The organism is Streptomyces sp. NPDC023527 (assembly GCF_055560115.1).
Genome location: NZ_JBVHJJ010000015.1, coordinates 28256 through 49766 on the forward strand (window position 1 = coordinate 28256; position 21511 = coordinate 49766).

A 21511-nucleotide genomic window follows, 5' to 3' on the forward strand; every position below is an offset into this window, starting at 1 on the left:
ATGGCTAGCCAGCAACGCACGCTGGAGATCCTGGTCGAGGCCGTGGATTCGCTGATCGACGACTTCGATCTGATCGACTTCCTGCACCGGCTCGCCACCCGCTGTGTCGAAATGCTCGACATCGACGCCGCCGGCGTCATGCTCATCGACCCGTACGGCGAGCTCCAGGTCATCGCCGCCTCGGACGAGCACACCCGGATGCTGGAGCTGTTCGCCCTCCAGCACGAGCAGGGCCCCTGCGTGGAGTGCTACCGCAACGGGGAGGCGCAGCTGGACATCGATCTGTCGTCACCGCGGTCCGTCGCGGCGTTCGGGCCCTTCGCCGCCCGCGCCCGGCAGGCCGGTTTCCGTACGACGCACGCCATCCCGATGCGGCTGCGGCGTCAGATCATCGGCGCCCTGAACCTTTTCCACTCCCACTCCGGCCGGATCTCGGAGTCCGACGTCCGGCTGGCCCAGGCGCTGGCGGACGTGGCGACGATCGCGATCCTTCAGCAGCGCACCATCGAGCAGGGCAATGTCGACAAGGCGCAGCTGCAGTCCGCGCTGCACAGCCGGGTGGTCATCGAGCAGGCCAAGGGCGTGCTGGCCGAGCGCTGGCAGGTCGGTCTGGACGAGGCGTTCGAGAGCCTGCGGAGCTATGCCCGCCCCCGTCGGCTGCGGCTGTCCGATCTCGCTCAGCAGGTGGTGCAGGGCACCCTGGACACCGACGCGCTCGCTCCGAGCTGACCGGCGGGGCGGCTCAGGGCCAGACGAGGCAGTAGGGCTGGTGGCCGTTCTCGTGGAGCCGGCGGGAGAAATCCTGCCATTCGTGGAGGAGCTGGTAGACCGAGAACGCGTCACGCGGGCCGCCGCGGTCGGGGACCGTGGACCAGATGAACGCGGCCGCGCCCACCGATTCCTCGCCGATGCCGCGCAGCGGGTCGACGACGGTCATGGGGAGCTTGACGACCGCGTAGTCGGGATGGAGAACGACCAGTTCGAGCGGGGGGACCTTGTGCAGGGGTATGCCCTCGATGCCGGTGAGGACCATCGCGGCCACCGTCTCGGGCTTGATCCGGGTGAACATGCCGCCCATGCCGAGCTCGTCGCCGCCGAGCTCCTCGGGGCGCATGGAGATGGGGACGCGGGCGGCGCTCGCTCCATCGGGGGCGCCGAAGTATTTGTAGGTCACCCCCATCCGGTCACTGCTCCTGCTTTCCGCGCTTTCCTCTTCTCGCCGGCCCCGGTGGCGACCCCTGCGGGAACTCCGGGCTCGCTCGGGGCCCAGGTCATCGGTGCCCTCGCCCAGTCCGCCACCGCGATGCATATCTCCACCCGACCGCTTTTTTACGCAGGGCAGCCCCCGCCGCGCAACCCGATCATCGTCTCAGAGACCTCCCCCGTGAACAGCGCGTGAAACGCCCGAAGGCGACTCCCCACGTGGCTCTGAGACCATGGCTAGCGTGACCTACCAATTCGATGCCCCAGTCTCGCAGGTCTTGTTCGACCGCGCCGCTGTCGTGACGCCCGGTGGCGTGAACTCTCCCGTGCGCGCGTTCCGCGCCGTGGGCGGTACGCCCAGGTTCATGGTGTCCGGTACCGGTCCGTACCTCACGGACGCCGATGGCCGGGAGTATGTGGACCTCGTGTGTTCGTGGGGGCCGATGATCCTCGGTCACGCGCACCCCGAGGTGATCGCGGCGGTCCAGGAGGCCGTGGCGCGCGGTACGTCCTTCGGCACGCCCGGCGAGGGCGAGGTCGCGCTGGCCGAGGAGATCGTCTCCCGGATCGAGCCGGTCGAGCAGGTGCGCCTGGTGTCCTCGGGCACCGAGGCGACGATGTCGGCGATCCGGCTCGCGCGCGGTTTCACCGGCCGCGCCAAGGTGATCAAGTTCGCGGGCTGCTACCACGGCCATGTGGACGCGCTGCTGGCCGCCGCCGGCTCCGGTGTGGCGACGTTCGGGCTGCCGGACACGCCCGGGGTGACGGGTGCGCAGGCCGGGGACACGATCGTGCTGCCGTACAACGATCTGGAGGCGGTGCACGAGGCGTTCCACGCGAACCCCGGTGAGATCGCCTGTGTGATCACGGAGGCGTCGCCGGGCAACATGGGCGTGGTGCCGCCGCAGCCGGGCTTCAACGCGGGGCTGAAGGCGGCCTGCGAGAAGAACGGCGCGCTGTTCATCTCCGACGAGGTGATGACCGGCTTCCGTACGAGCAAGGCCGGCTGGTACGGCATCGACGGTGTCGCGCCGGACCTGATGACCTTCGGCAAGGTCATGGGCGGCGGCTTCCCGGCGGCGGCCTTCGGCGGCCGCGCCGATGTGATGGCGCACCTGGCCCCGGCGGGCCCGGTCTACCAGGCGGGCACGCTCTCCGGTAACCCGGTCGCCACGGCGGCGGGCCTGGCGCAGCTGCGGCTGCTGGACGACGCGGCGTACGAGAAGGTGGACGCGGTCTCGGCGACGATCCGCGGGCTGGTGAGCGAGGCGCTGACCGAGGCGGGCGTGGCGCACCGTCTGCAGGTGGCGTCGAACATGTTCTCCGTGTTCTTCACCGACCGTGAGGTGCGGGACTACGAGCAGGCGAGGGCGCAGCAGGCGTTCCGCTTCAACGCCTTCTTCCACTCGATGCTGTCGCAGGGCGTGTATCTGCCGCCGTCGGCGTTCGAGTCGTGGTTCGTGTCGACGGCCCATGACGACGCGGCGGTCGAGCGGATCGCGGCGGCGCTGCCGGGGGCGGCGCGGGCGGCTGCCGAGGCGACGGAATGATGGACGGCATGACCACCGACATGACCCATGGGGCAGGCAAGGCCAAGGGCGGCGAGCTCACCGTCGTCCATCTGATGCGGCACGGCGAGGTCCACAACCCCGACGGTGTGCTCTACGGGCGCAAGCCGGGCTATCACCTCTCGGATCTGGGGCGGCGGATGGCCGACCGGGTGGCCGAGCATCTGGCGGGGCGGGACATCACCCATGTGGTGGCCTCACCGCTGGAGCGCGCGCAGGAGACGGCGCTGCCGATCGCCGAGGCGCACGGTCTGGAGCTGGCGACGGACGAGCGGCTGATCGAGGCGGAGAACGTCTTCGAGGGGAAGACGTTCGGGGTCGGTGACGGCGCGCTGAAGAAGCCGGCCAACTGGAAGTACCTGACGAACCCGTTCCGCCCCTCGTGGGGCGAGCCGTATGTCGAGCAGGTCGTGCGGATGATGGCCGCGCTGGGTGCGGCGCGGGACGCGGCGCGTGGGCGCGAGGCCGTGTGTGTGAGTCATCAGCTGCCGATCTGGGTGGTGCGGAGCTTCGCCGAGCGGCGGCGTCTGTGGCATGACCCGCGCAGGCGTCAGTGCACGCTGGCGAGCCTGACGACGTTCACCTTCAGGGGGGAAAAAATCGTGTCGGTCGGATACAGCGAGCCGGCGCGGGATTTGGTGCCCGCTCACCTTTTGGCGGGTGCGAAGCCGGTGAAGGGCGGGGCCAAGGCGTTCGGCGCCTGACGGGCATTCGAGTGTCTGTTTGCCGCGTTCCGCAAGCCTGGGACTACAAAGTCATGTAAAGGCCCGTAAAGACCGGCAAAAACGCGCAACCGCCTTACTCGACGCGCCCTCTCACGCAATGTCGTTTTATATGGACGACAGATGCGTGGAGGGCACGGCGAGTAGGACGGAGACGACATGCGCGACATCAGCCGACGAGGTCTCCTCGGCATGGGAGTGGGCGCGGCGGCCGCGCTCGGCGTGGCGGGCTGCGCCGGTCCACCGGGTTCCGAGGTCGAGAATCCATCGGCCAAAGCGAGCGAGCGGGCGAAGGCGACTCCTATCGGTGACGGCTCCACCGCGGACGCCGGGCCGCAGCCCAATCAGCCGCCGAAGCCCGAGCGGCTGGAGCGGGGGCAGAAGCCACCTCAGTTCGTGATCTTCTCCTGGGACGGTGCGGGCGAGGTCGGCAATGGTCTCTTCCCGCGCTTCCGGAAGCTGGCCAGGGACCACGGGGCGCGGATGACGTTCTTCCTGTCCGGGGTCTACTGCCTTCCCGAGTCGAAGAAGAATCTCTATAAGCCGCCGAACAACCCGGTCGGCGCATCGGACATCGGCTATCTCACTGACGCGCACATTCGTGCGACGCTGGAGAATCTGCGCGAGGCGTGGCTCGAAGGCCATGAAGTCGGCACGCACTTCAACGGACATTTCTGTTCCGGTTCCGGCTCGGTGGGCCGGTGGACGGGGGAGGACTGGGAGTCGGAGATCGAGCAGGCGAAGTCGTTCGTCACCGAATGGCGGACGAATACCGGCTTCGACGATCTGGAGCCCCTGCCGTTCGATTACCGCAAGGAGCTCATCGGCGCCCGTACGCCGTGTCTGCTGGGTCAGGGGAATCTGCTGCCGGTCGCCGCGAAGCTGGGCTGGCGCTACGACGCGAGCTCGCCGGGCGGCCTGCAGATGTGGCCCGGGAAGAAGCACGGCGTGTGGGACCTGCCGTTGCAGCAGATACCCTTCCCCGGCCATTCGTTCGAAGTCCTCTCAATGGACTACAACATCCTGGCCAATCAGTCGAAGAACACCACACGAGGACCCCGGTCCAACTATCCGGAGTGGCGCCGACAGGCGACGGAGTCCTACATCGCCGGCTTCCAGCGCGCGTACGAGACGAACCGGGCGCCCTTCTTCGTCGGCAACCACTTCGAGGAGTGGAACGGCGGCATCTACATGGATGCCGTGGAGGAGGCGATCAAGCACATCGCCGACGACAAGCACAAGGATGTCCGGATGGTCTCGTTCCGGCAGTTCGTCGACTGGCTCGACGCCCAGGACCCCGACATCCTGAGGGGGCTGCGCAAGCTGGACGTCGGCCAGAAGTGGAGCGCCAAGGACGACTGACGCGACCGGCGGAGGGGGGTGCGGAAGATCCCTAAACGGACCATGCGAAACTTTTCACATGAGTGCCTGCCGCGCCTTTCGACGCCCTGTCCCACGCCGGCGTACCACCCTGCCGGCCGTCCTCGCCGCCGTGGCGGCACTGTCCCTGAGCGCGTGCGGCTCGGGCGGCAACCCCAAGAGCGGCGGGCAGACCCAGTTCGTGCAGGGCACGGGCGGCGTCAGCGTCGTCAGTGACAAGAGCGGCCGGCAGAACGCGCCGGACCTCGACGGCAGGACGCTGGACGGCAAGCAGCTCGACGTCGGCAAGGACTACAAGGGCAAGATCGTGGTCCTGAACGTCTGGGGCTCGTGGTGCTCGCCCTGCCGGGCCGAGGCCAAGAACCTCGTCAAGGTCGCCCAGGACTACAAGGACAAGGGCGTGCAGTTCGTCGGGCTCAACACCCGCGACTCCGACCCCGCCCCGGCGCTCAAGTTCGAGAAGGAGTTCGAGGTCCCGTACCCGAGCCTCTACGACTCGGCCGGCAAGCTGCTGCTGCGCTTCCCCAAGGGCAGCCTCAACCCGCAGTCCATCCCCTCCACCGTCTTCATCGACCGGGACGGCAAGATCGCCGCCCGCGCGATCAAGGCGCTGAGCGAGGAAGAGCTGCGCAAGACGCTCGACCCGCTGGTCGCGGAGAAGTGACCCGGTGACCGCCGTCACGACTCTCGCCGCCGTCGGGGACATGAACCAGACGGTGCTGACCGGGGCGCTGCTGCTGGCCCTGCCCGTGGCCGTGCTCGGCGGGCTCGTCTCCTTCTTCTCCCCGTGCGTGCTGCCGCTCGTACCGGGTTACCTCTCCTACGTCACCGGCGTCAGCGGCACCGACATGGCCGAGGCCAGGCGCGGCCGGATGGTCGCCGGTGCCTCGCTGTTCGTCCTCGGCTTCAGCGCCGTCTTCGTCTCCGGCGGGGCGCTCTTCGGCAACTTCGGCCAGGACCTGCTGAGCTACCAGGAGACGATCTCCAAGATCCTCGGGGTGCTCACCATCCTGATGGGGCTCGCCTTCATGGGCCTGCTCTCGCGCTTCGGGCAGCGGGAGTTCCGCTTCCACAGGAAGCCGGCGATGGGGCTGGCCGGGGCGCCGCTGCTGGGCGCGATGTTCGGCGTCGGCTGGGCGCCCTGCGTCGGGCCGACGCTCGCCTCGGCGCAGCTGCTGGCGATGAACCAGGGCAGCGCGGGGCGCGGCGCCCTGCTGATGTTCGCCTACTGCCTGGGGCTCGGCCTGCCCTTCATACTCGCCGCGGTGGCCTTCCGGCGCGCTCTCGGCGCGTTCGGCTGGATCAAGCGGCACTATGCGTGGGTCATGCGGATCGGCGGCGGCATGCTCGTCGCGGTCGGTGTGCTGCTGCTGACCGGCGCCTGGGACCACATGATCGGCGAAATGCGCGAGTGGTCCGACTCCTTCGTTCCCGAGGTCTGATCAGATGCCCAAGACTGAGACAACGCCCGCCGCCGAGGACAAGGACGTCGGTGTCGCCGGCTCCCAGCTGTCCACGGCCCCGGCCGAGGAGAGCGGGCAGGCGGTGCCCGGCTCGTTCGGCGGCGTCCGCCGGCCCGGCGCGCTGGGGTGGCTGGCGTGGTCGGGGCGGGAGGCCGTCGGCTGGGTGCGCTGGTGCTGGCGGCAGCTGACGTCCATGCGGGTCGCGCTGATCCTGCTGTTCCTGCTCTCGCTGGCCACCGTCCCCGGCTCGCTGATCCCGCAGACCAGCATCGACGCCGTGAAGGCGGAGAACTGGCAGAAGGCCCACGAGACCGTCACGCCCGTCTACGAGAAGCTCGGCCTCTTCAACGTCTACAGCTCGGTGTGGTTCTCGGCGATCTACATCCTGCTGTTCACCTCCCTCATCGGCTGCATCGTCCCGCGCACCTGGCAGTTCGTCGGCCAGCTCCGCGGCCGCCCGCCGGTCGCGCCGCGCCGGCTGACCCGGCTGCCCGCGTACACCACCTGGCGCACCGAGGCGGAGCCGGAGCAGGTCCTGGCGGCGGCGGAGAAGCTTCTGAAGAAGCGCCGGTTCCGTACGCGCGCGTCCGATGACTCGGTGGGTTCCGAGAAGGGCTATCTGCGCGAGGCCGGCAACCTCCTCTTCCACATCTCACTGATCGTGATGCTCGTGGCCTTCGCGTCCGGGCAGCTGTGGAAGTCCGAGGGCCAGAAGCTGATCGTCGAGGGCGACGGGTTCGCGAACACGCTCACGCAGTACGACGACTTCAAGTCGGGCTCGCTGTTCAAGGCCGACGACCTGGCACCGTTCAGCTTCCAGCTGGACGGCTTCGAGGCGACGTACGAGCGCAGCGGCCCGCAGCGCGGCACGCCCCGCAAGTACGAGGCGCACGTCACCTACCGGGACGGCCCGGACGGCGCCCCCCGCAAGAAGACGATCAAGGTGAACGAGCCGCTGGAGACGGCCGACTCCAAGGTCTACCTCATCGGGCACGGCTACGCGCCGGTCGTCACCGTCCGCGACGGCAAGGGCGACGTCGCCTACAAGGGCGCGGTGGCCTCCCTGCCGCTGGACGGCAACATCACCGAGACCACGGTCCTGAAGGTGCCGGACTACCGCGACAAGGACGGCAAGAAGGACCAGCTCGGCTTCAAGGGCAACTTCGTCCCGACGCTCGACCTGCGGACCGGCGACATGCGCTCGCAGTTCCCCGCCCTGGACAACCCGCGGCTGGTGCTGACCGCCTTCCGCGGCAGCCTCGGCATCGACTCGGGCATGCCGCAGAGCGTCTACCAGCTCGACGTGTCGAAGATGAAGCAGTTCACGGAGAAGGACGGCAAGATCTTCGCGCAGGCCCTCAAGGTCGGCGACACGATGACCCTGCCGGACGGCGCGGGCACGCTGAAGTTCGAGGGCATCAAGCCCTGGGCCACCTTCCAGGTCTCCCAGCAGCCCGGCAACGGCACCGCGCTCGCCGGCGCCGTCGGCGCGCTCTTCGGCGTGGCCGGCTCGCTGTTCATCCAGCGCCGCCGCGTGTGGGTCCGGGCGGCCCGCGGCGACGACGGCCGTACCGTGGTCGAGCTGGCGGGCCTCGGCCGCAGCGAGTCCGCGAAGCTGCCCGAGGAGCTCGCCGACCTCGCCGTCGCGCTCCGCCCCGCCGCCCCGCCCGTTCCCGACGCCGACCCCGACGCAGATTCCGCTGATCCTTCCGAAGGAGCGCGCGCGTGATTCCCCTCGCTGCCGCAGCCAACGAGAACATGGCCCACATCAGCAATGTGCTGATCTATTCGGCCATGGCCGTCTACACCCTGGCCTTCCTCGCCCACATCGCGGAGTGGGTGTTCGGCAGCCGCAGCGCGGTGGGCCGCACGGCCGCCGCCATCACCGCCGACGCGAGGACCACCGGGGGCGCCGCCACCGCGAGCGCCCAGGGCGGCGGCACCGCCGTGCTGGAGCGCCCCAAGGTCGTCACCCGCTCCGTCGCGGGCAGCCGTGACGTGCCCGACGGGCCGGGCGCGGCGGGCACCAGCGAGAAGGGCGACGTCTACGGCCGGATCGCCGTCTCCCTGACCGTGCTCGCCTTCCTCCTCCACGCGGGCGGGGTGCTCACCCGGGCGCTGTCCGTGGAGCGGGCGCCGTGGGGCAACATGTACGAGTTCTCGACGACCTTCGGCATGGTCGTCGTGGCGGTCTACATGGGCCTGCTGGTGGCCAAGAAGAACGTCCGCTGGCTGGGTCTGCCCCTGGTCACCACGATCCTGCTCGACCTCGGCCTCGCGGTCTCCGTGCTGTACACCGACAGCGACCAGCTGGTGCCGGCCCTGCACTCGTACTGGCTGTGGATCCACGTCTCCTGCGCGATCATCTCCGGCGCCGCGCTGTGGGTGGGCGCCTGCTCGACGCTCTTCTACCTCTTCCGCAACGGCTACGAGGAGCGCCTGGAGAACGGCTTCACCGGCCGCGCCGGACTGGACCGGCTGCTGGCCGAGCTGCCGGCCGGCCGCCGCTACCCGCGCCTGAAGGCCCAGCTGGCCAAGCGCACCGACACCTTCGTGATGCGGCTGCCCTCCGCCGCCAACCTCGACAAGTTCGCGTACCGCATCAACGCGACCGTCTTCCCGCTGTGGACGTTCACGATCATCGCGGGCGCCATCTGGGCCGAGGCCGCCTGGGGCCGCTACTGGGGCTGGGACCCCAAGGAGGTCTGGTCCTTCATCACCTGGGTCGCCTACGCCTGTTACCTGCACGCCCGCGCGACCGCCGGGTGGAAGGGCCGCAAGGCCGCCTACATCGCCCTGGCCGCCTTCGCCTGCTACATCTTCAACTACTACGGCGTGAACATCTTCGTCACCGGCAAGCACTCCTACGCCGGCGTCTGAGCCTCCCCGCCTTCCCACGGCCCGTCCCCCGCGCTCCCGGAGCGCGGGCGGCGGGCCGCGGTGGTTTCACCCCGGGTGCCGGGAGGGGGGAGTACGCGGATCACCATCGACGCGGCCGACTGGCCCGCGACTGACACGGTCGCTCATCGCCGGGGGCGGGTGCCCTTCTCCTGTTCCGGTGGGTCCTGGCGTTCGCCGGGCAGGGTGGGCCGGGGGAGGCGGGCGACGTCCTTCCTGGCCCTCGTCAGCTGGGCGGCGGTGTCGCGGGGCAGCCCCGGCGGGGTCGGCGCGGCGGTGCCGAAGCCGAACGCCGAGGTGAGGTCGCCGAAGGTCCGGCGCCGCCACCCGCTGATGTTCGGCTCCTTCACGCCCGTCCAGCGCTCCAGGAACCGGAGTACGGAGGTGTGGTCGAAGGCGTCCCCGGCGGCCCAGCCGCCCACCGTCCAGGGCGAGACGATCAGGCACGGCACGCGGAAGCCGCCGCCGATCGGCAGGCCCCCGACGAACTCGTCCCGGGTGCCTGCCCGGGGGACCGGCGGCGGGACGTGGTCGAAGAGTCCGTCGTTCTCGTCGTAGTTGAGGATGAAGGCGGTCTTGCGCCATACGGCGGGGTTGTCGGCGATGGCCTCGATCTTCTTCGCGACGAAGTCCGCGCCGGCGGCCGGCAGATAGCGCGGGTGCTCGGACTGCGCGGCCGGGGGGATGATCCAGGAGACGGCCGGCAGCCGGTCGTGGCGGGCGTCGTCCTCGAAGGCGCCCTCGGGCCGGCGGCGCATCCCGCGCTCGTACAGCGGATCGCCCGGCTTGGCGTCCTTGAAGGCCCGGAACTGCTCCAGCAGGTTGCAGCCGTAGTTGTCCTGCTGCTGGTAGACGCGCCAGCTGACGCCCGCCGCCTGGAGCCGCTCGGCGTAGGTGGTCCAGCGGTACGGCTTGGGGGCGCGGTTGTCGATGACCGGGCCGCCGCGGGTGCCGCCGGGGTCGATGGTGCCGGTCATCCAGTAGAGCCGGTTGGGCCAGGTGGGGCCGAGGACCGAGCAGAAGTAGTTGTCGCAGAGGGTGAACGCCTCGGCGAGCGCGAAGTGGAAGGGGATGTCCTCGCGGGTGTGGTAGCCCATCACGTACGGGCCGTTGGCGCCGTCCGCCTTGCGGTGCGCGGGCAGCCAGCGGTCCATCCGCCCGCCGTTCCACGCCTCGTGCTGCACGTCCCAGGCGTGGCTGGTGGAGGGGATGGCCTGGGCGCTGGTCCGGTGGGTGTCCAGGTGGAAGGGCAGCAGATGGCCGGCCGGGTTCCGCGCGTCCGGCTGGTGGAAGACGCTGCGGCCGTTCGAAAGCCGCAGGGCGTCGGGGTCGGCGAAGCCGCGTACGCCCTTGAGGGTGCCGAAGTAGTGGTCGAAGGACCGGTTCTCCTGCATCAGCAGGACGACGTGCTCGATGTCGCGCAGCGAGCCGCGCCCGGCGGGCGCGGCGGCGCTCTCGGCGACCGCCCGCCGCACGCTCGGTGGCAGCAGCGACAGTGCCGCGCCGCCGCCGACCGCGCCCGCCGCCGAGCCGAGGAGTCTGCGTCGGGTCATGTCGGGCATGGCTGGCCCCTCTCCCTCACGTCACGTGTGGCCTCAGTCTGGCCCGTAGGACTCTTCCGGCACGTGCGCGCCGGAGGCAGGAGGGGATGCGTGAAGGATGCGTCAAATGCCCGTGAAGAAACGGAAGTCGAGCGAAATGCTCGGCTCGATGTCCGAGTGTTATTACCCGATCGGGTGATCGATCGCTGGGCCGTACGGGTGGGTGGAGGTCCGGGCTCAGCCGGCGGGCGGGGCCTCGCCGCGGCCGCCGCCGTCCTGGTCCGGCTTCAGGGACCTGAGGAACTCGGGATTGTCGTCCGGCGCGACCCACCGCTGCCCGGCGGCGCCCCGGCCCGAACCGGCCGCGGCCCGCGGCCGCCCCGCGATCAGCCAGGCGACCGGTCCGATCAGCACCTCGCCGAAGAGCAGGATGATGATCACCCAGGCCACCTTCGGCAGGCCGCGCACCTCGCTCTCCGGGGTGTTCAGGCAGTCGACGAAGGCGTAGATCCACAACGCCAGGATCAGCAGGAACGGCAGATACCTGAGCATGGCGGCGGGCTCCCCGAGGGTGGCGGTACGGGCCGCGGGCGGCCCCCGATACCTGTTCAGGGTAGTGCGTGCTTGATACTGGAACGCATGGCTTACGACGATCTTCGCTCGTTCCTCCGGGCGCTGGAGCGCGATGGTGACCTCAAGCGCATCAAGGCCGAAGTCGACCCGTACCTGGAAATCGGGGAGATCGTCGACAGGGTGAACAAAGCGGGCGGCCCTGCGCTCCTCTTCGAGAACGTCAAGGGCGCGGCCATGCCGCTCGCCATGAACGTCTTCGGCACCGACCGCCGGCTGCTCAAGGCGCTCGGCCTGAAGTCCTACGACGAGATCAGCGAGAAGATCGGCGGGCTGCTCAAGCCCGAGCTGCCGCAGGGCTTCATCGGGGTGCGGGAAGCCTTCGGGAAGCTGGGCGCCATGGCGCACGTACCGCCGCGCAAGGTCAAGGACGCCCCGGTCCAGGAAGTGGTCCTGACCGGCGACGACGTGGACCTGGACCAGCTCCCGGCGCTCTTCACCTGGCCCGAGGACGGCGGCTCCTTCTTCAACCTCGGCCTCACCCACACCAAGCACCCCGAGACCGGCGTGCGGAACCTCGGCCTCTACCGCCTCCAGCGCCACGACAAGCGCACCATCGGCATGCACTGGCAGATCCACAAGGACAGCCGCAACCACTACCAAGTGGCCGCCAAGCGCGGCGAGAAGCTGCCCGTGGCCATCGCCTTCGGCGCCCCGCCCGCGGTGACGTACGCCTCCACCGCGCCGCTGCCCGGCGACATCGACGAGTACCTCTTCGCCGGCTTCGTCTCCGGCAAGCGGATCGAGATGGTCGACTGCAAGACGGTGCCGCTCCAGGTCCCCGCCAACGCGGAGGTCGTCATCGAGGGCTGGCTGGAGCCCGGCGAGATGCTGCCGGAGGGCCCCTTCGGCGACCACACCGGCTTCTACACGCCGCAGGAGCCGTTCCCGGCGCTGACCATCGACTGCGTCACGATGCGGCGGCGCCCGCTGCTCCAGTCGATCGTGGTGGGCCGGCCGCCGACGGAGGACGGCCCGCTGGGCCGGGCCACCGAGCGGTTCTTCCTGCCGCTCCTCAAGATCATCATTCCGGACATCATGGACTACCACCTGCCGGAGTCGGGCGGCTTCCACAACTGCGCGATCGTCTCGATCGACAAGAAGTACCCCAAGCACGCCCAGAAGGTCATGCACGCGATCTGGGGCGCGCACATGATGTCGCTCACCAAGCTGATCATCGTCGTGGACGCCGACTGCGATGTGCACGACCTGCACGAGGTGTCCTGGCGAGCCCTGGGCAACACCGACTACGCCCGTGACCTCACCGTCGTCGAGGGCCCGGTCGACCACCTCGACCACGCCTCGTACCAGCAGTTCTGGGGCGGCAAGGCGGGCATCGACGCGACGGCGAAGTGGCCCGAGGAGGGCTACACACGGGACGGCGGCTGGCCGCACATGGTCGAGTCGGATCCGGAGGTCGCCGACCGGGTGACGAAGCGCTGGAAGGAGTACGGGCTGTGACATCCGCTGCGGAGGGGGTCCTCACCCCCGGTCCCGCCCCCTCCACCGGCAAGGTCAGGGCGTTCCTGCGCCTGGTGATGATCGAGCACTCGGTCTTCGCGCTGCCCTTCGCCTACATCGCCTCGCTCACCGCGATGTTCCAGCGCTACGGCGACGTCCACTGGCTGCGGCTGCTCCTGGTCACCGTCGCCATGGTGGGTCTGCGGACCTTCGCGATGGCCTGCAACCGCATCATCGACCGCGAGATCGACGCCCGTAACCCGCGCACCGCCGGCCGCGAGCTGGTCACCGGCGCGGTGTCCGTGCGCTCGGCCTGGACGGGCGCGCTGATCGCCGTCGTCGCCTTCCTCGGCGCGGCCGCGCTGCTCAACCCGCTGTGCCTGGCGCTGGCGCCGATCGCCGTGATCCCGATGGTGGTCTATCCGTACGGGAAACGGTTCACCAACTTCCCGCACGCGATCCTCGGGCTGGCGCAGGCCATGGGCCCGGTCGGCGCGTGGCTGGCGGTCACGGGCGAGTGGTCCTGGGGCGCGGTGATCCTCGGCCTGGCCGTGGGCGTCTGGATCGGCGGCTTCGACCTGATCTTCGCCTGCCAGGACGTGATGGCCGACCGCGCCCACGGCGTGAAGTCCACCCCGGCCCGCTTCGGCGTCCCCGCCGCGCTGCACGGCGCGCGGGTCTGCCATGTGATCACCACGGGCCTGCTGGTCTGGTACGCGCTGGCCACGGACGCCGGGGCGTTCTTCTGGGCCGGGCTGGTGGTGGTCGGGGTGGCGTTCGTCTACGAGCACACGATCGTGCGCCCGCACGACCTGTCGCGGCTCAACCGCGCCTTCTTCACCGTCAACGGCGTGATCGGCATCAGCCTCTTCGTGTTCGCCCTGCTGGACCTCGTCGGCCAGGGGCTCGGCTGGTAACCCCGGGGGCACACACGAAAGGGCGGCCCCACCGCGCAGGCGGGGCCGCCCTTTCGTGTATCCGGTGCCGCCGGTGCCGTCAGCGGACGGCGGCGGACGACATCAGCGGATCAGAGGTCGAAATCCATGCCCGGACCCGAGCCGGGGCCCTGGTCCATGCCGCCGTTCAGGCCGGCGTCCTTGCCCATGCCCGGCATCTTGTCCTTGAAGAGCAGCATGGCCGCGCCGATCAGGTCCTGCGGCTTGAGCTCCTTGGCGCCGGCGGGTGCCTCGATCTTGCCGGCGCCGCCCTTGACGGCCAGGGTCAGCGGCAGCTCGCCCTTGACCTTCTCGTCGAGCTGCGCGATGTCGAGGGTCAGGCCGGAGACCATGCCGTCCTTGACGGCGACGTCGACGGTGACGTCCTTGTCCTTGACCTTGTCCAGCTTGGAGAGCTTGCCGGCCTTGTCGCCGAGCTTGTCCTTCAGCGGCTTGAGGCCCTCTTCGAGGTCCTTGGCGAACTTCTTCGCCGGCACGGTGACCTTCACGTGGTCGGCACCGTTCTTCTTGCCCGCGTCCTTGAAGGTGGCGTTGTCGCCGAGCGCCTTCTCCAGGGTGTCGAAGAGCTGCTTCTGGGCCTTCGGGTCGAGCTTGTTCTGGTCGCCCGACTTGCCCTGGGACTTGCTGAACGCCTCGAAGGACTTGGTGTCGAGCAGCACCCACTCGCCCTTCACGGCGCCCTTGACGGCGTCCATGGAGGAGGGCAGGGAGTCGGCCTTCTTCGACAGCTCGTCCAGGGCCTCGCGGCCGGCCGAGGACTTGCCGCCCTTCTTGCCCTTCTCGCTCCGGTCGGCGAACTCGGTGACGGCCTTGAGGTCGCCGCGGACGTAGACCTTGTCGGCGCCGAGGGCGCGTATCTCGGCGATCGGCTTGCCGCCGCGCTTGGTCAGCTGGACCGAGCCGGCGCCGTTCTCGTCGTCCTTCTCGACGTCCTTGAGCGGCTTGTCGTAGCTGAGCGCGTAGTTGAGCCGGAGGTCGGCGAGGAGGGCGGCGTCGTCACGCGAGAAGTCGTCCTCGTCCCGCAGGGCGGTGAAGATCTTGTCCGCGTTCGCGTCGAAGCCGATCTCGGCGGAGACCGACTTCTGCTTGCCGAGCTTGTCGAACGCCTGCTTGACCTTGACGTCGGCGCTGAGCGACTCGGTGGGGTCGCAGGCGGCGGTCGCGGCGGTGATGACGGCCACGCAGCCGACGGCGGCCAGAGCCTTTCGCGTCCTGTGGATGATGAGCTCCCCGTGTGATTGGTCCTGTACAAGACAACTGAAATCCAGTCCGAATCATCATGTCAAAGGACTTTTCCGTCAGGATGTCGGGCTCGGACGGCGGCGGAGGGCGCCCGGCAGCTGCGGCTAGGCTCGGTGCCGTGGAGCCGTACGAACACGTAACGCAACGTCAGGAACGCCGGCCATGGGTGGTCGGTGTGTCCGGCGCGTCCGGGACGCCGTACGCCGCCGCCGTGGTGCGGGGGCTGCTCGCGGCGGGGGAGGCCGTGGACCTGGTCGTGAGCCGGGCTTCGCGGCTGACGCTGCTGGACGAGACCGGCATCGCGTTCCGCGACGCGCACTGGCGCGAGGACCTGCGCGGCTGGCTGGAACTGGGCGCCGACGGCAAGCCGCACACCTTCGGGGTGGATGTGGCGGACGTGCGGTACTGGCCGGCCGGTGACCTCGCGGCGGGGCCGTCGTCCGGCTCGTATCCCGTCAAGGGGATGCTCATCGTCCCGGCGAGCACGGCGTGCGTGGCCGGGGTGGCGCTGGGGTTGTCGAAGGACCTGCTGCAGCGGGCGGCGAGCGTGACGCTCAAGGAGCGGCGCCGACTGGTCGTCGCGGTGCGGGAGACGCCGCTCAGCGGCTCGACGCTCAAGCAGCTGGTGGCGCTCGACGAGGCGGGCGCCGTGGTGCTGCCCGCCTCTCCGGCGTTCTACGCGGGTGCGACGCACATCCAGGATCTGGTGGATTTCGTCGCGGGGCGGGTGCTGGACGCGGCCGGTGTGCCGCACCAGCTGTACCGCCGGTGGAAGGGAGAGCTGGGTCAGGCGCGCTCTCCGGGCTGAGGGCTCAGCGCTTCTCGGCGTGCGCCTTGGGGGCCGCCTGGGCCTCGGCGCGGCGCTCGGCGGTGGGCCGGTGGGCACGCGAGCGGTTGGCCAGGTCCTGCAGCTCGCGCATACGGGCGTAGGCCATCTCGATCGTGTACACGGGAAGATCACTCCTGAAGGATCGTCGTTGATCTAGGGATCTGTCGAGAGATTCACAGGTTGTGAACCCCTGTATGCCTTAGATTCTACATGCAAAGCGACGAGTTCGCTGATTATTGAAAGGTGCCAGGTTATGGACGCGGTGGACAGGCAGCTCATCCAGGCCCTCCGGGAGAACGGCCGGGCCTCGTACGCGGAACTGGGGCGGCTCGTGGGGCTCTCGGGGCCGAGCGTCACGGACCGGATCAACCGGCTGGAGGCGGCCGGTGTGATCACCGGCTACCGCGCGACGGTCGACGCCGCCTCGCTCGGCCTCGGCGTCACGGCGCTGATCGGCATCCAGCTCTCGGACGCCGCCGACCACGAGGACGTGGCGCGCCGGCTGCGGGACCTCGAGGAGATCGAGGACTGCTGGTTCATCGCGGGCGACGACTCCTACATGCTCAAGGTGCGCGTCGGCGACGTGGACGGGCTGGAGCGGACGATCCGCCGGCTGTCGGGGACCAAGGGCGTGAGCCGGACCCGTACGACGATCGTGCTGTCGACGAAGTGGGAGAACCGGGTCGGGGAACTGCCGGAGCAGGAATAGCCTCCGGCCGGGCGCGGGTGGGGGCCCCTCCCGCCCGAAAGGTGGGGGAGTAGGCTCGACAAGTCGCAATAGCGGATGTATGGGAGAGGCGGACGGAATGGACGCTGGGCTCAAGCGTGAGCTGGAGGAGAAGGTCCACGCCGGGGAGCGGCTGACCCGTGAGGACGGCATCGCCCTCTACGAGTCCGACGACCTGGCCTGGCTGGGCGGGCTCGCGCACCACGTCCGGACGCAGAAGAACGGCGACGTCGTCCACTTCAACGTCAACCGTCACCTCAACATGACCAACGTGTGCACGGCGTCGTGCGCGTACTGCTCGTTCCAGCGCAAGCCGGGCGAGAAGGACGCGTACACGATGCGCATCGAGGAGGCCGTCCGCCTCGCCAAGGCGATGGAGAACGAGAACCTCACCGAGCTGCACATCGTCAACGGCCTCCACCCCACCCTCCCGTGGCGCTACTACCCGCGCTCCCTGAAGGCGCTCAAGGAGGCCCTGCCGAACGTCTCCCTGAAGGCGTTCACCGCCACCGAGATCCAGCACTTCGAGAAGATCTCGGGCATGCCCGCCTCCGAGATCCTCGACGAGCTGATCGAGGCCGGCCTGGAGTCCCTGACCGGTGGCGGCGCGGAGATCTTCGACTGGGAGGTCCGGCAGCACATCGTCGACCACGACACCCACTGGGAGGACTGGTCGCGCATCCACCGCCTCGCGCACTCCAAGGGCCTCAAGGGCCCCGCGACGATGCTCTACGGCCACATCGAGGAGCCGCGCCACCGCGTGGACCACGTGCTGCGCCTGCGCGAGCTCCAGGACGAGACCGGCGGCTTCCACGTCTTCATCCCGCTGCGCTACCAGCACGACTTCGTGGACATGAAGGACGGCAAGGTCCGCAACCGCCTCCAGGCGCGGACCTCCATGGCGACGGGTGCCGAGGCGCTGAAGACCTTCGCGGTCTCCCGGCTGCTCCTCGACAACATCCAGCACGTCAAGGTCTTCTGGGTGATGCACGGCGTCCAGACCGCGCAGCTCGCCCTGCAGCACGGCGCGGACGACATGGACGGCTCGGTGGTCGAGTACAAGATCACGCACGACGCGGACAACTACGGCACGCCCAACAAGCTGACCCGCGACGACCTGCTCGACCTCATCCGCGAGGCGGGCTTCCGTCCGGTGGAGCGCAACACGCGCTACGAGATCATCCGCGAGTACCCCGGCCCGGACGCCTCGCTGCGCGAGTCGCCCCAGGCGATGCGGGTATGACGCCGCGAGGGTGAGGGCGGGTACGACCCGCCCCCGGGTCGTGCTTGACTGGAAGCGACCCTTTCGGTTGTCGTTGAGAAGAAGGTCCCGTCCGTGAGTAGCCAGAAGTTCGCCTCGCTCCGCTACACCGCCCTGCGTGTCGGCCTGCTCATCGCCTGCTTCGCCGTCGTCTGGGTGCTCTGCTACGCGCACGTCATCCCGCTCGGCGCGGGTGATTCGAACCTCGTGTGGATGGTGCTGCTCGCGCTCGTCCTCTCCGCGCCGCTCAGCTGGGTCCTGCTGCGCAAGCAGCGCGACGCGATGTCCGAGCAGATCGTGGCGCGCGTGGACCGCGCCAAGGAGCGCATGGCCGCCAACGCCGGCCAGGAGGACGGGGTGTAATCCTCCTCACACCCTTCACAGACGCCCCGCCCCGGAGCAGCCGCTCCGGGGCGGGGCGTTCGGCGTTCTCCGGGGCCGTTCGACATGACAGGAACCCAAAGAAGGCCTTTGAGGGCCCCAAAGTCCGAGTGTTAACGTATTGGACATGAAGACAGCAGCAGCGCAGCGATCCCCCAGGAGCCGAGTGCTCGTGGCGCGCCTGCACGTCGATCTCTGCCGCTGTGTCTCCGCGGCCTGTTGCCGCCGCTGAGTCGTGTCACCCGCGGCCAGATCCTTGGGGGCGTCTCCCGGCCCGATCCGGGGGAGTGCGGACCTCCCTGGCGCGATACGCCCGTTATCTGACTTCCGTCCCCGGAGCTTCCGTTGCCTTCCACACCCACGTCCTCCCCTGCGTCCCTGCGCGGGCGCATACCCAAGGTCCCGTTCTGGGCGCAGATCCTGCTCGGCCTCGTGCTGGGCGCGCTGCTCGGCTGGGCCGCCAAGAGCGGTGACATCCACTGGCTGGAGGTCACCCTCGGCAAGATCGGTGACATCTTCGTCCAGCTGCTGATGGTGGTGATCGCCCCGCTGGTGTTCTTCGCCATCCTGGTGTCGATCACCAACCTGCGCAATGTCTCCAACGCCGCCCGGCTGGCGACCCGCACCCTGATGTGGTTCATGATCACGTCGCTGATCGCGGTCGTCATCGGCCTCGCGATCGGCCTGCTCACCGACCCCGGCTCCGGCACGGGCCTCACCGCCGCCGACGGCGCCGAGCCCAAGAAGCACGGCTCCTGGCTCGACTTCCTGACCGGGATCATCCCCAAGGACGTCATCACGCCGTTCACCGAGCTGAACGTCCTTCAGATCGTCTTCATGGCCGCCGCCGCGGGCATCGCGATCCTCCAGCTCGGCGCGAAGGCCAAGCCGGTCCTCGACCTCAGCCAGTCCGCGCTGGAACTGCTGCAGAAGGTTCTGTGGTGGGTCATCCGGCTCGCCCCGCTGGGCAGCCTGGGCCTGGTCGGCACGGCCATCGCCACCTACGGCTGGAACCTGATCGGCAAGTACGCCACCTTCACCGCCGACATCTACGTCGGCTGCGCCATCGTCCTCTTCGGCGTCTACCCGCTGCTGCTGGCGACCGTCGCCAAGGTGAACCCGCTGCAGTTCTTCAAGGGCGCCTGGCCCGCCATTCAGCTGGCCTTCGTCTCCCGCTCCTCGGTCGGCACGATGCCGCTGACGCAGAAGGTCACCGAACGCCTCGGCGTGCCCAAGGAGTACGCGTCCTTCGCCGTGCCGTTCGGGTCGACGACCAAGATGGACGGCTGCGCCTCGATCTACCCGGCGATCGCCGCGATCTTCGTCGCGCAGGTCTTCGACGTGCACCTGGAGATCCGCGACTACGTCCTGATCGCCTTCGTCTCGGTCATCGGCTCCGCCGCCACCGCCGGCCTGACCGGCGCCACGGTGATGCTGACCCTGACGCTGTCGACGCTGGGCCTGCCGATGGCGGGCGTGGGCCTGCTGCTGGCCATCGACCCGATCGTGGACATGATGCGCACCGCGACCAACGTGGCCGGTCAGTCGGTCGTCCCGATCCTGGTCTCGGCGCGGGAGAACATCCTGGACCGCGCGGCGTACGACTCGGCGGACGGGTCGAAGCTCGACGCCGAGCCGCAGGCGGTGGCTGTTGCTGCCTAGGTAAGGCTTACGGATGCGCCCCCGGTCTCGTCGGAGATGCGGGGGCGTAGCTGTAGAACCGTGTGGGCCCGTAAGGGTCAGCCAAGGTAGGGCTGCGGACGCCCTTGCAGGAAGTGGTCGATGCGCAGCCGCTGCGTGTGGTGCATGGGAAGGTCGGCCAGTTCTGCCGGCGGGACGAACCTGAGCTCCGTGGATTCGTCGGAGATCGCGAGACGGCCGCCGACGATGCGGGCGGCAAAGCAGACGTTGAACTGACGGCGCACCTCGCCGTCGGAGTAGGCGATGACGTGGCGGGGATCGGTGTACGTCCCGACCAGTCCCGTGATCTCCACGTCCAGGCCGGTCTCTTCCTTGACCTCTCGCACCGCCGTTCCTGGCAGGGAGTCGGTCATGTCCATTCCGCCGCCGGGCAGTGCCCACAGGTCGTTGTCCCGCCGACGCTGGAGCAGGATGCGGCCTTCGCTGTCGACGACGACCGCGGACGCGGCGACGACCAGGCTGTTGGGCTTAGGCGCGTTCGGGTCGTCGTAGTACTCGGTCCGCGTCACGGTGATCCCTCCCGTATCGGGGTAGCGGCCGCCCACACGGCGTTGAAGCTACCGGCGTACGTGTCGAAGATTCCGCCGTCGCCGTTGCGGTGAAGGTGCCAGACAGGCGCGCCGTACGCGTTCACTCCCCAGACGTGGGCGTTGACCAGCATCTGATCATCTGCGCGGTAGAGGGAGTTGTACAGGGTGGTCCCGTGGGTCCTGATCTCGATGCCGGGGACCCCTGCGAGCGGCCGGTAGTGCATGAGGGCGAGCCGGCAACGGGATTCGATGCCGTGGCCGAACTGCTCCTCCTGCCCCCGTTGCCGCACGTTCGGGCTGTCCGCGTCCCCCACGGCGATACGGACCGTGCAGCCGTCAGCGGCGCGTTCGCGCAGAAGATCGTTGAGCCGGGGGTACGCCTCGTGCAGGAAGACGGCGGCGTACACCAACACGTCGATCTGCTTGTGGGCGCTCGCCAGCGTCTCTACGAACGTGGACGTCGGGATGTTCGCGCGCTGGTCGTAGAGCGTCACCAGTTCAGGGCTGACGGCGCGTGCAGCGCGCGCCTGCCGGAGCGCTGGCCATAATGCGCACACGTCTTCTCCTAACGCTTCTGCTGCCAGGACGGCTGTCCTGCGGCGCGGAGTGCGGCCGACGCTGACCCATCGTTCGACGGATTTCGTGTCCACTTCGGCCTTCTCCGCGAGGGTGGCACATGTCCAACCGCCGGCTGCCATGACGGCGCGAAGTCTCTCGTTCGGCATCAGGTCTCTCCCCACGCTTAGGACGGCACTAGGGACGTTTTACCCAACGCGGGACGTCCCGAAGTGGGTTTCGCGGGAGGTTCCTCCGTCCCAATAGCCGACGCCATGATCCCCGCATGAGCGATGAGGGGATTCCCGAAGTCGGCACGCTGGCAACGGATACCGCGAACGGACGCGTTGGCCAGGTGATGGATCAAACGGGCCCGTATGTGCAGCTCAGGCCGGTTGGAGGTGGGATCGAGTGGGATGCCCGCCCTGAGAACGTGCAGCCTGCGACATCGAGGACATCGAGG

General features: G+C 69.2%; 22 protein-coding genes. 15 read left to right on the top strand and 7 right to left on the bottom strand.

What is annotated here, in order from left to right; translation table 11 throughout:
• Positions 1-729: an ANTAR domain-containing protein gene (locus ACZ303_RS26760; protein ID WP_467343033.1), complete on the top strand. Its 729-nt coding sequence runs from the start codon at positions 1-3 to the stop codon at positions 727-729.
• Positions 730-742: 13 nt separating this feature from the next.
• Here ACZ303_RS26760 and ACZ303_RS26765 read toward each other — a convergent pair whose 3' ends face one another.
• Entirely contained in the window at positions 743-1309 is a 567-nt protein-coding gene (locus tag ACZ303_RS26765; protein WP_467343034.1) for a hypothetical protein, read from the bottom strand.
• A 127-nt stretch (positions 1310-1436) separates the two neighbouring features.
• Between ACZ303_RS26765 and hemL the strand changes: the two genes are divergently transcribed.
• The 7 genes from hemL to ccsB all read left to right on the top strand — a co-directional run bounded on the left by hemL (position 1437) and on the right by ccsB (position 9216).
• Complete coding sequence (gene hemL / locus ACZ303_RS26770; protein WP_467343035.1) at positions 1437-2753, top strand: glutamate-1-semialdehyde 2,1-aminomutase; 1317 nt, start codon at positions 1437-1439, stop codon at positions 2751-2753.
• Positions 2753-3475, top strand: a complete 723-nt coding sequence (locus ACZ303_RS26775; RefSeq protein WP_467343190.1) for a histidine phosphatase family protein — start codon at positions 2753-2755, stop codon at positions 3473-3475. Before hemL ends, ACZ303_RS26775 begins: the two co-directional genes overlap by 1 nt.
• A 177-nt stretch (positions 3476-3652) precedes the next feature.
• On the top strand, positions 3653-4855 hold the full coding sequence (locus ACZ303_RS26780; protein ID WP_467343036.1) for a polysaccharide deacetylase family protein: 1203 nt from the start codon (positions 3653-3655) through the stop codon (positions 4853-4855).
• A 58-nt stretch (positions 4856-4913) separates the two neighbouring features.
• A complete protein-coding gene (locus tag ACZ303_RS26785) occupies positions 4914-5537 on the top strand; it encodes a TlpA family protein disulfide reductase (RefSeq protein ID WP_467343037.1) in 624 nt (207 codons plus the stop codon).
• Positions 5538-5577: 40 nt separating this feature from the next.
• Complete coding sequence (locus tag ACZ303_RS26790; RefSeq protein ID WP_467343191.1) at positions 5578-6315, top strand: cytochrome c biogenesis CcdA family protein; 738 nt, start codon at positions 5578-5580, stop codon at positions 6313-6315.
• A gap of 4 nt (positions 6316-6319) precedes the next feature.
• On the top strand, positions 6320-8065 hold the full coding sequence (gene resB, locus ACZ303_RS26795; RefSeq protein ID WP_467343038.1) for a cytochrome c biogenesis protein ResB: 1746 nt from the start codon (positions 6320-6322) through the stop codon (positions 8063-8065).
• Positions 8065-9216 carry a c-type cytochrome biogenesis protein CcsB gene (gene ccsB, locus ACZ303_RS26800; protein ID WP_467343192.1) on the top strand — a complete coding sequence of 384 codons (1152 nt, stop codon included), beginning with the start codon at positions 8065-8067 and terminating at the stop codon, positions 9214-9216. Before resB ends, ccsB begins: the two co-directional genes overlap by 1 nt.
• A gap of 143 nt (positions 9217-9359) precedes the next feature.
• Here the strand turns inward: ccsB and ACZ303_RS26805 are convergent, their stop codons facing one another.
• Complete coding sequence (locus ACZ303_RS26805; protein WP_467343039.1) at positions 9360-10796, bottom strand: alkaline phosphatase family protein; 1437 nt, start codon at positions 10794-10796, stop codon at positions 9360-9362.
• A gap of 216 nt (positions 10797-11012) precedes the next feature.
• Positions 11013-11327, bottom strand: coding sequence for a PLD nuclease N-terminal domain-containing protein (locus ACZ303_RS26810; RefSeq protein WP_467343040.1), 315 nt, complete (start codon positions 11325-11327; stop codon positions 11013-11015).
• Between the two features lie 87 nt (positions 11328-11414).
• Here ACZ303_RS26810 and ACZ303_RS26815 point away from each other — a divergent pair, with 87 nt between their 5' ends.
• Both ACZ303_RS26815 and mqnP read left to right on the top strand, forming a co-directional pair.
• Positions 11415-12866 (top strand): menaquinone biosynthesis decarboxylase, encoded by a 1452-nt coding sequence (locus ACZ303_RS26815; RefSeq protein WP_467343041.1) that lies wholly within the window; start codon positions 11415-11417, stop codon positions 12864-12866.
• Complete coding sequence (gene mqnP, locus ACZ303_RS26820) at positions 12863-13783, top strand: menaquinone biosynthesis prenyltransferase MqnP (protein ID WP_467343042.1); 921 nt, start codon at positions 12863-12865, stop codon at positions 13781-13783. Before ACZ303_RS26815 ends, mqnP begins: the two co-directional genes overlap by 4 nt.
• Positions 13784-13893: 110 nt before the next feature.
• On the opposite strand, the gene ACZ303_RS26825 is transcribed toward mqnP, so the two are convergent.
• On the bottom strand, positions 13894-15003 hold the full coding sequence (locus tag ACZ303_RS26825) for a hypothetical protein (RefSeq protein ID WP_467343043.1): 1110 nt from the start codon (positions 15001-15003) through the stop codon (positions 13894-13896).
• A gap of 236 nt (positions 15004-15239) precedes the next feature.
• Here ACZ303_RS26825 and ACZ303_RS26830 point away from each other — a divergent pair, with 236 nt between their 5' ends.
• Positions 15240-15872: a UbiX family flavin prenyltransferase gene (locus ACZ303_RS26830; RefSeq protein WP_467343044.1), complete on the top strand. Its 633-nt coding sequence runs from the start codon at positions 15240-15242 to the stop codon at positions 15870-15872.
• A 4-nt stretch (positions 15873-15876) separates the two neighbouring features.
• Here ACZ303_RS26830 and ACZ303_RS26835 read toward each other — a convergent pair whose 3' ends face one another.
• A complete protein-coding gene (locus tag ACZ303_RS26835; RefSeq protein WP_467343045.1) occupies positions 15877-16014 on the bottom strand; it encodes a hypothetical protein in 138 nt (45 codons plus the stop codon).
• A gap of 132 nt (positions 16015-16146) precedes the next feature.
• On the opposite strand from ACZ303_RS26835, the gene ACZ303_RS26840 reads away from it, so the two are divergent.
• The 4 genes from ACZ303_RS26840 (at position 16147) to ACZ303_RS26855 (ending at position 19924) form a co-directional block, all read left to right on the top strand.
• Positions 16147-16602: an Lrp/AsnC family transcriptional regulator gene (locus ACZ303_RS26840; protein WP_467343046.1), complete on the top strand. Its 456-nt coding sequence runs from the start codon at positions 16147-16149 to the stop codon at positions 16600-16602.
• 97 nt (positions 16603-16699) lie between these two features.
• The gene (mqnE, locus tag ACZ303_RS26845; protein WP_467343047.1) at positions 16700-17863 is read left to right on the top strand and encodes an aminofutalosine synthase MqnE; all 1164 of its coding nucleotides are present in this window, start codon (positions 16700-16702) and stop codon (positions 17861-17863) included.
• 93 nt (positions 17864-17956) lie between these two features.
• On the top strand, positions 17957-18244 hold the full coding sequence (locus ACZ303_RS26850; RefSeq protein WP_467343048.1) for a DUF4229 domain-containing protein: 288 nt from the start codon (positions 17957-17959) through the stop codon (positions 18242-18244).
• A gap of 363 nt (positions 18245-18607) precedes the next feature.
• Positions 18608-19924, top strand: coding sequence for a dicarboxylate/amino acid:cation symporter (locus ACZ303_RS26855; RefSeq protein ID WP_467343049.1), 1317 nt, complete (start codon positions 18608-18610; stop codon positions 19922-19924).
• A gap of 77 nt (positions 19925-20001) precedes the next feature.
• On the opposite strand, the gene ACZ303_RS26860 is transcribed toward ACZ303_RS26855, so the two are convergent.
• Both ACZ303_RS26860 and ACZ303_RS26865 read right to left on the bottom strand, forming a co-directional pair.
• Positions 20002-20472 carry an NUDIX hydrolase gene (locus tag ACZ303_RS26860; RefSeq protein WP_467343050.1) on the bottom strand — a complete coding sequence of 157 codons (471 nt, stop codon included), beginning with the start codon at positions 20470-20472 and terminating at the stop codon, positions 20002-20004.
• The gene (locus ACZ303_RS26865) at positions 20469-21218 is read right to left on the bottom strand and encodes a helix-turn-helix domain-containing protein (protein ID WP_467343051.1); all 750 of its coding nucleotides are present in this window, start codon (positions 21216-21218) and stop codon (positions 20469-20471) included. The genes ACZ303_RS26860 and ACZ303_RS26865 overlap by 4 nt, the downstream gene beginning before the upstream one ends.
• Between the last annotated feature and the right edge of the window lie 293 nt (positions 21219-21511).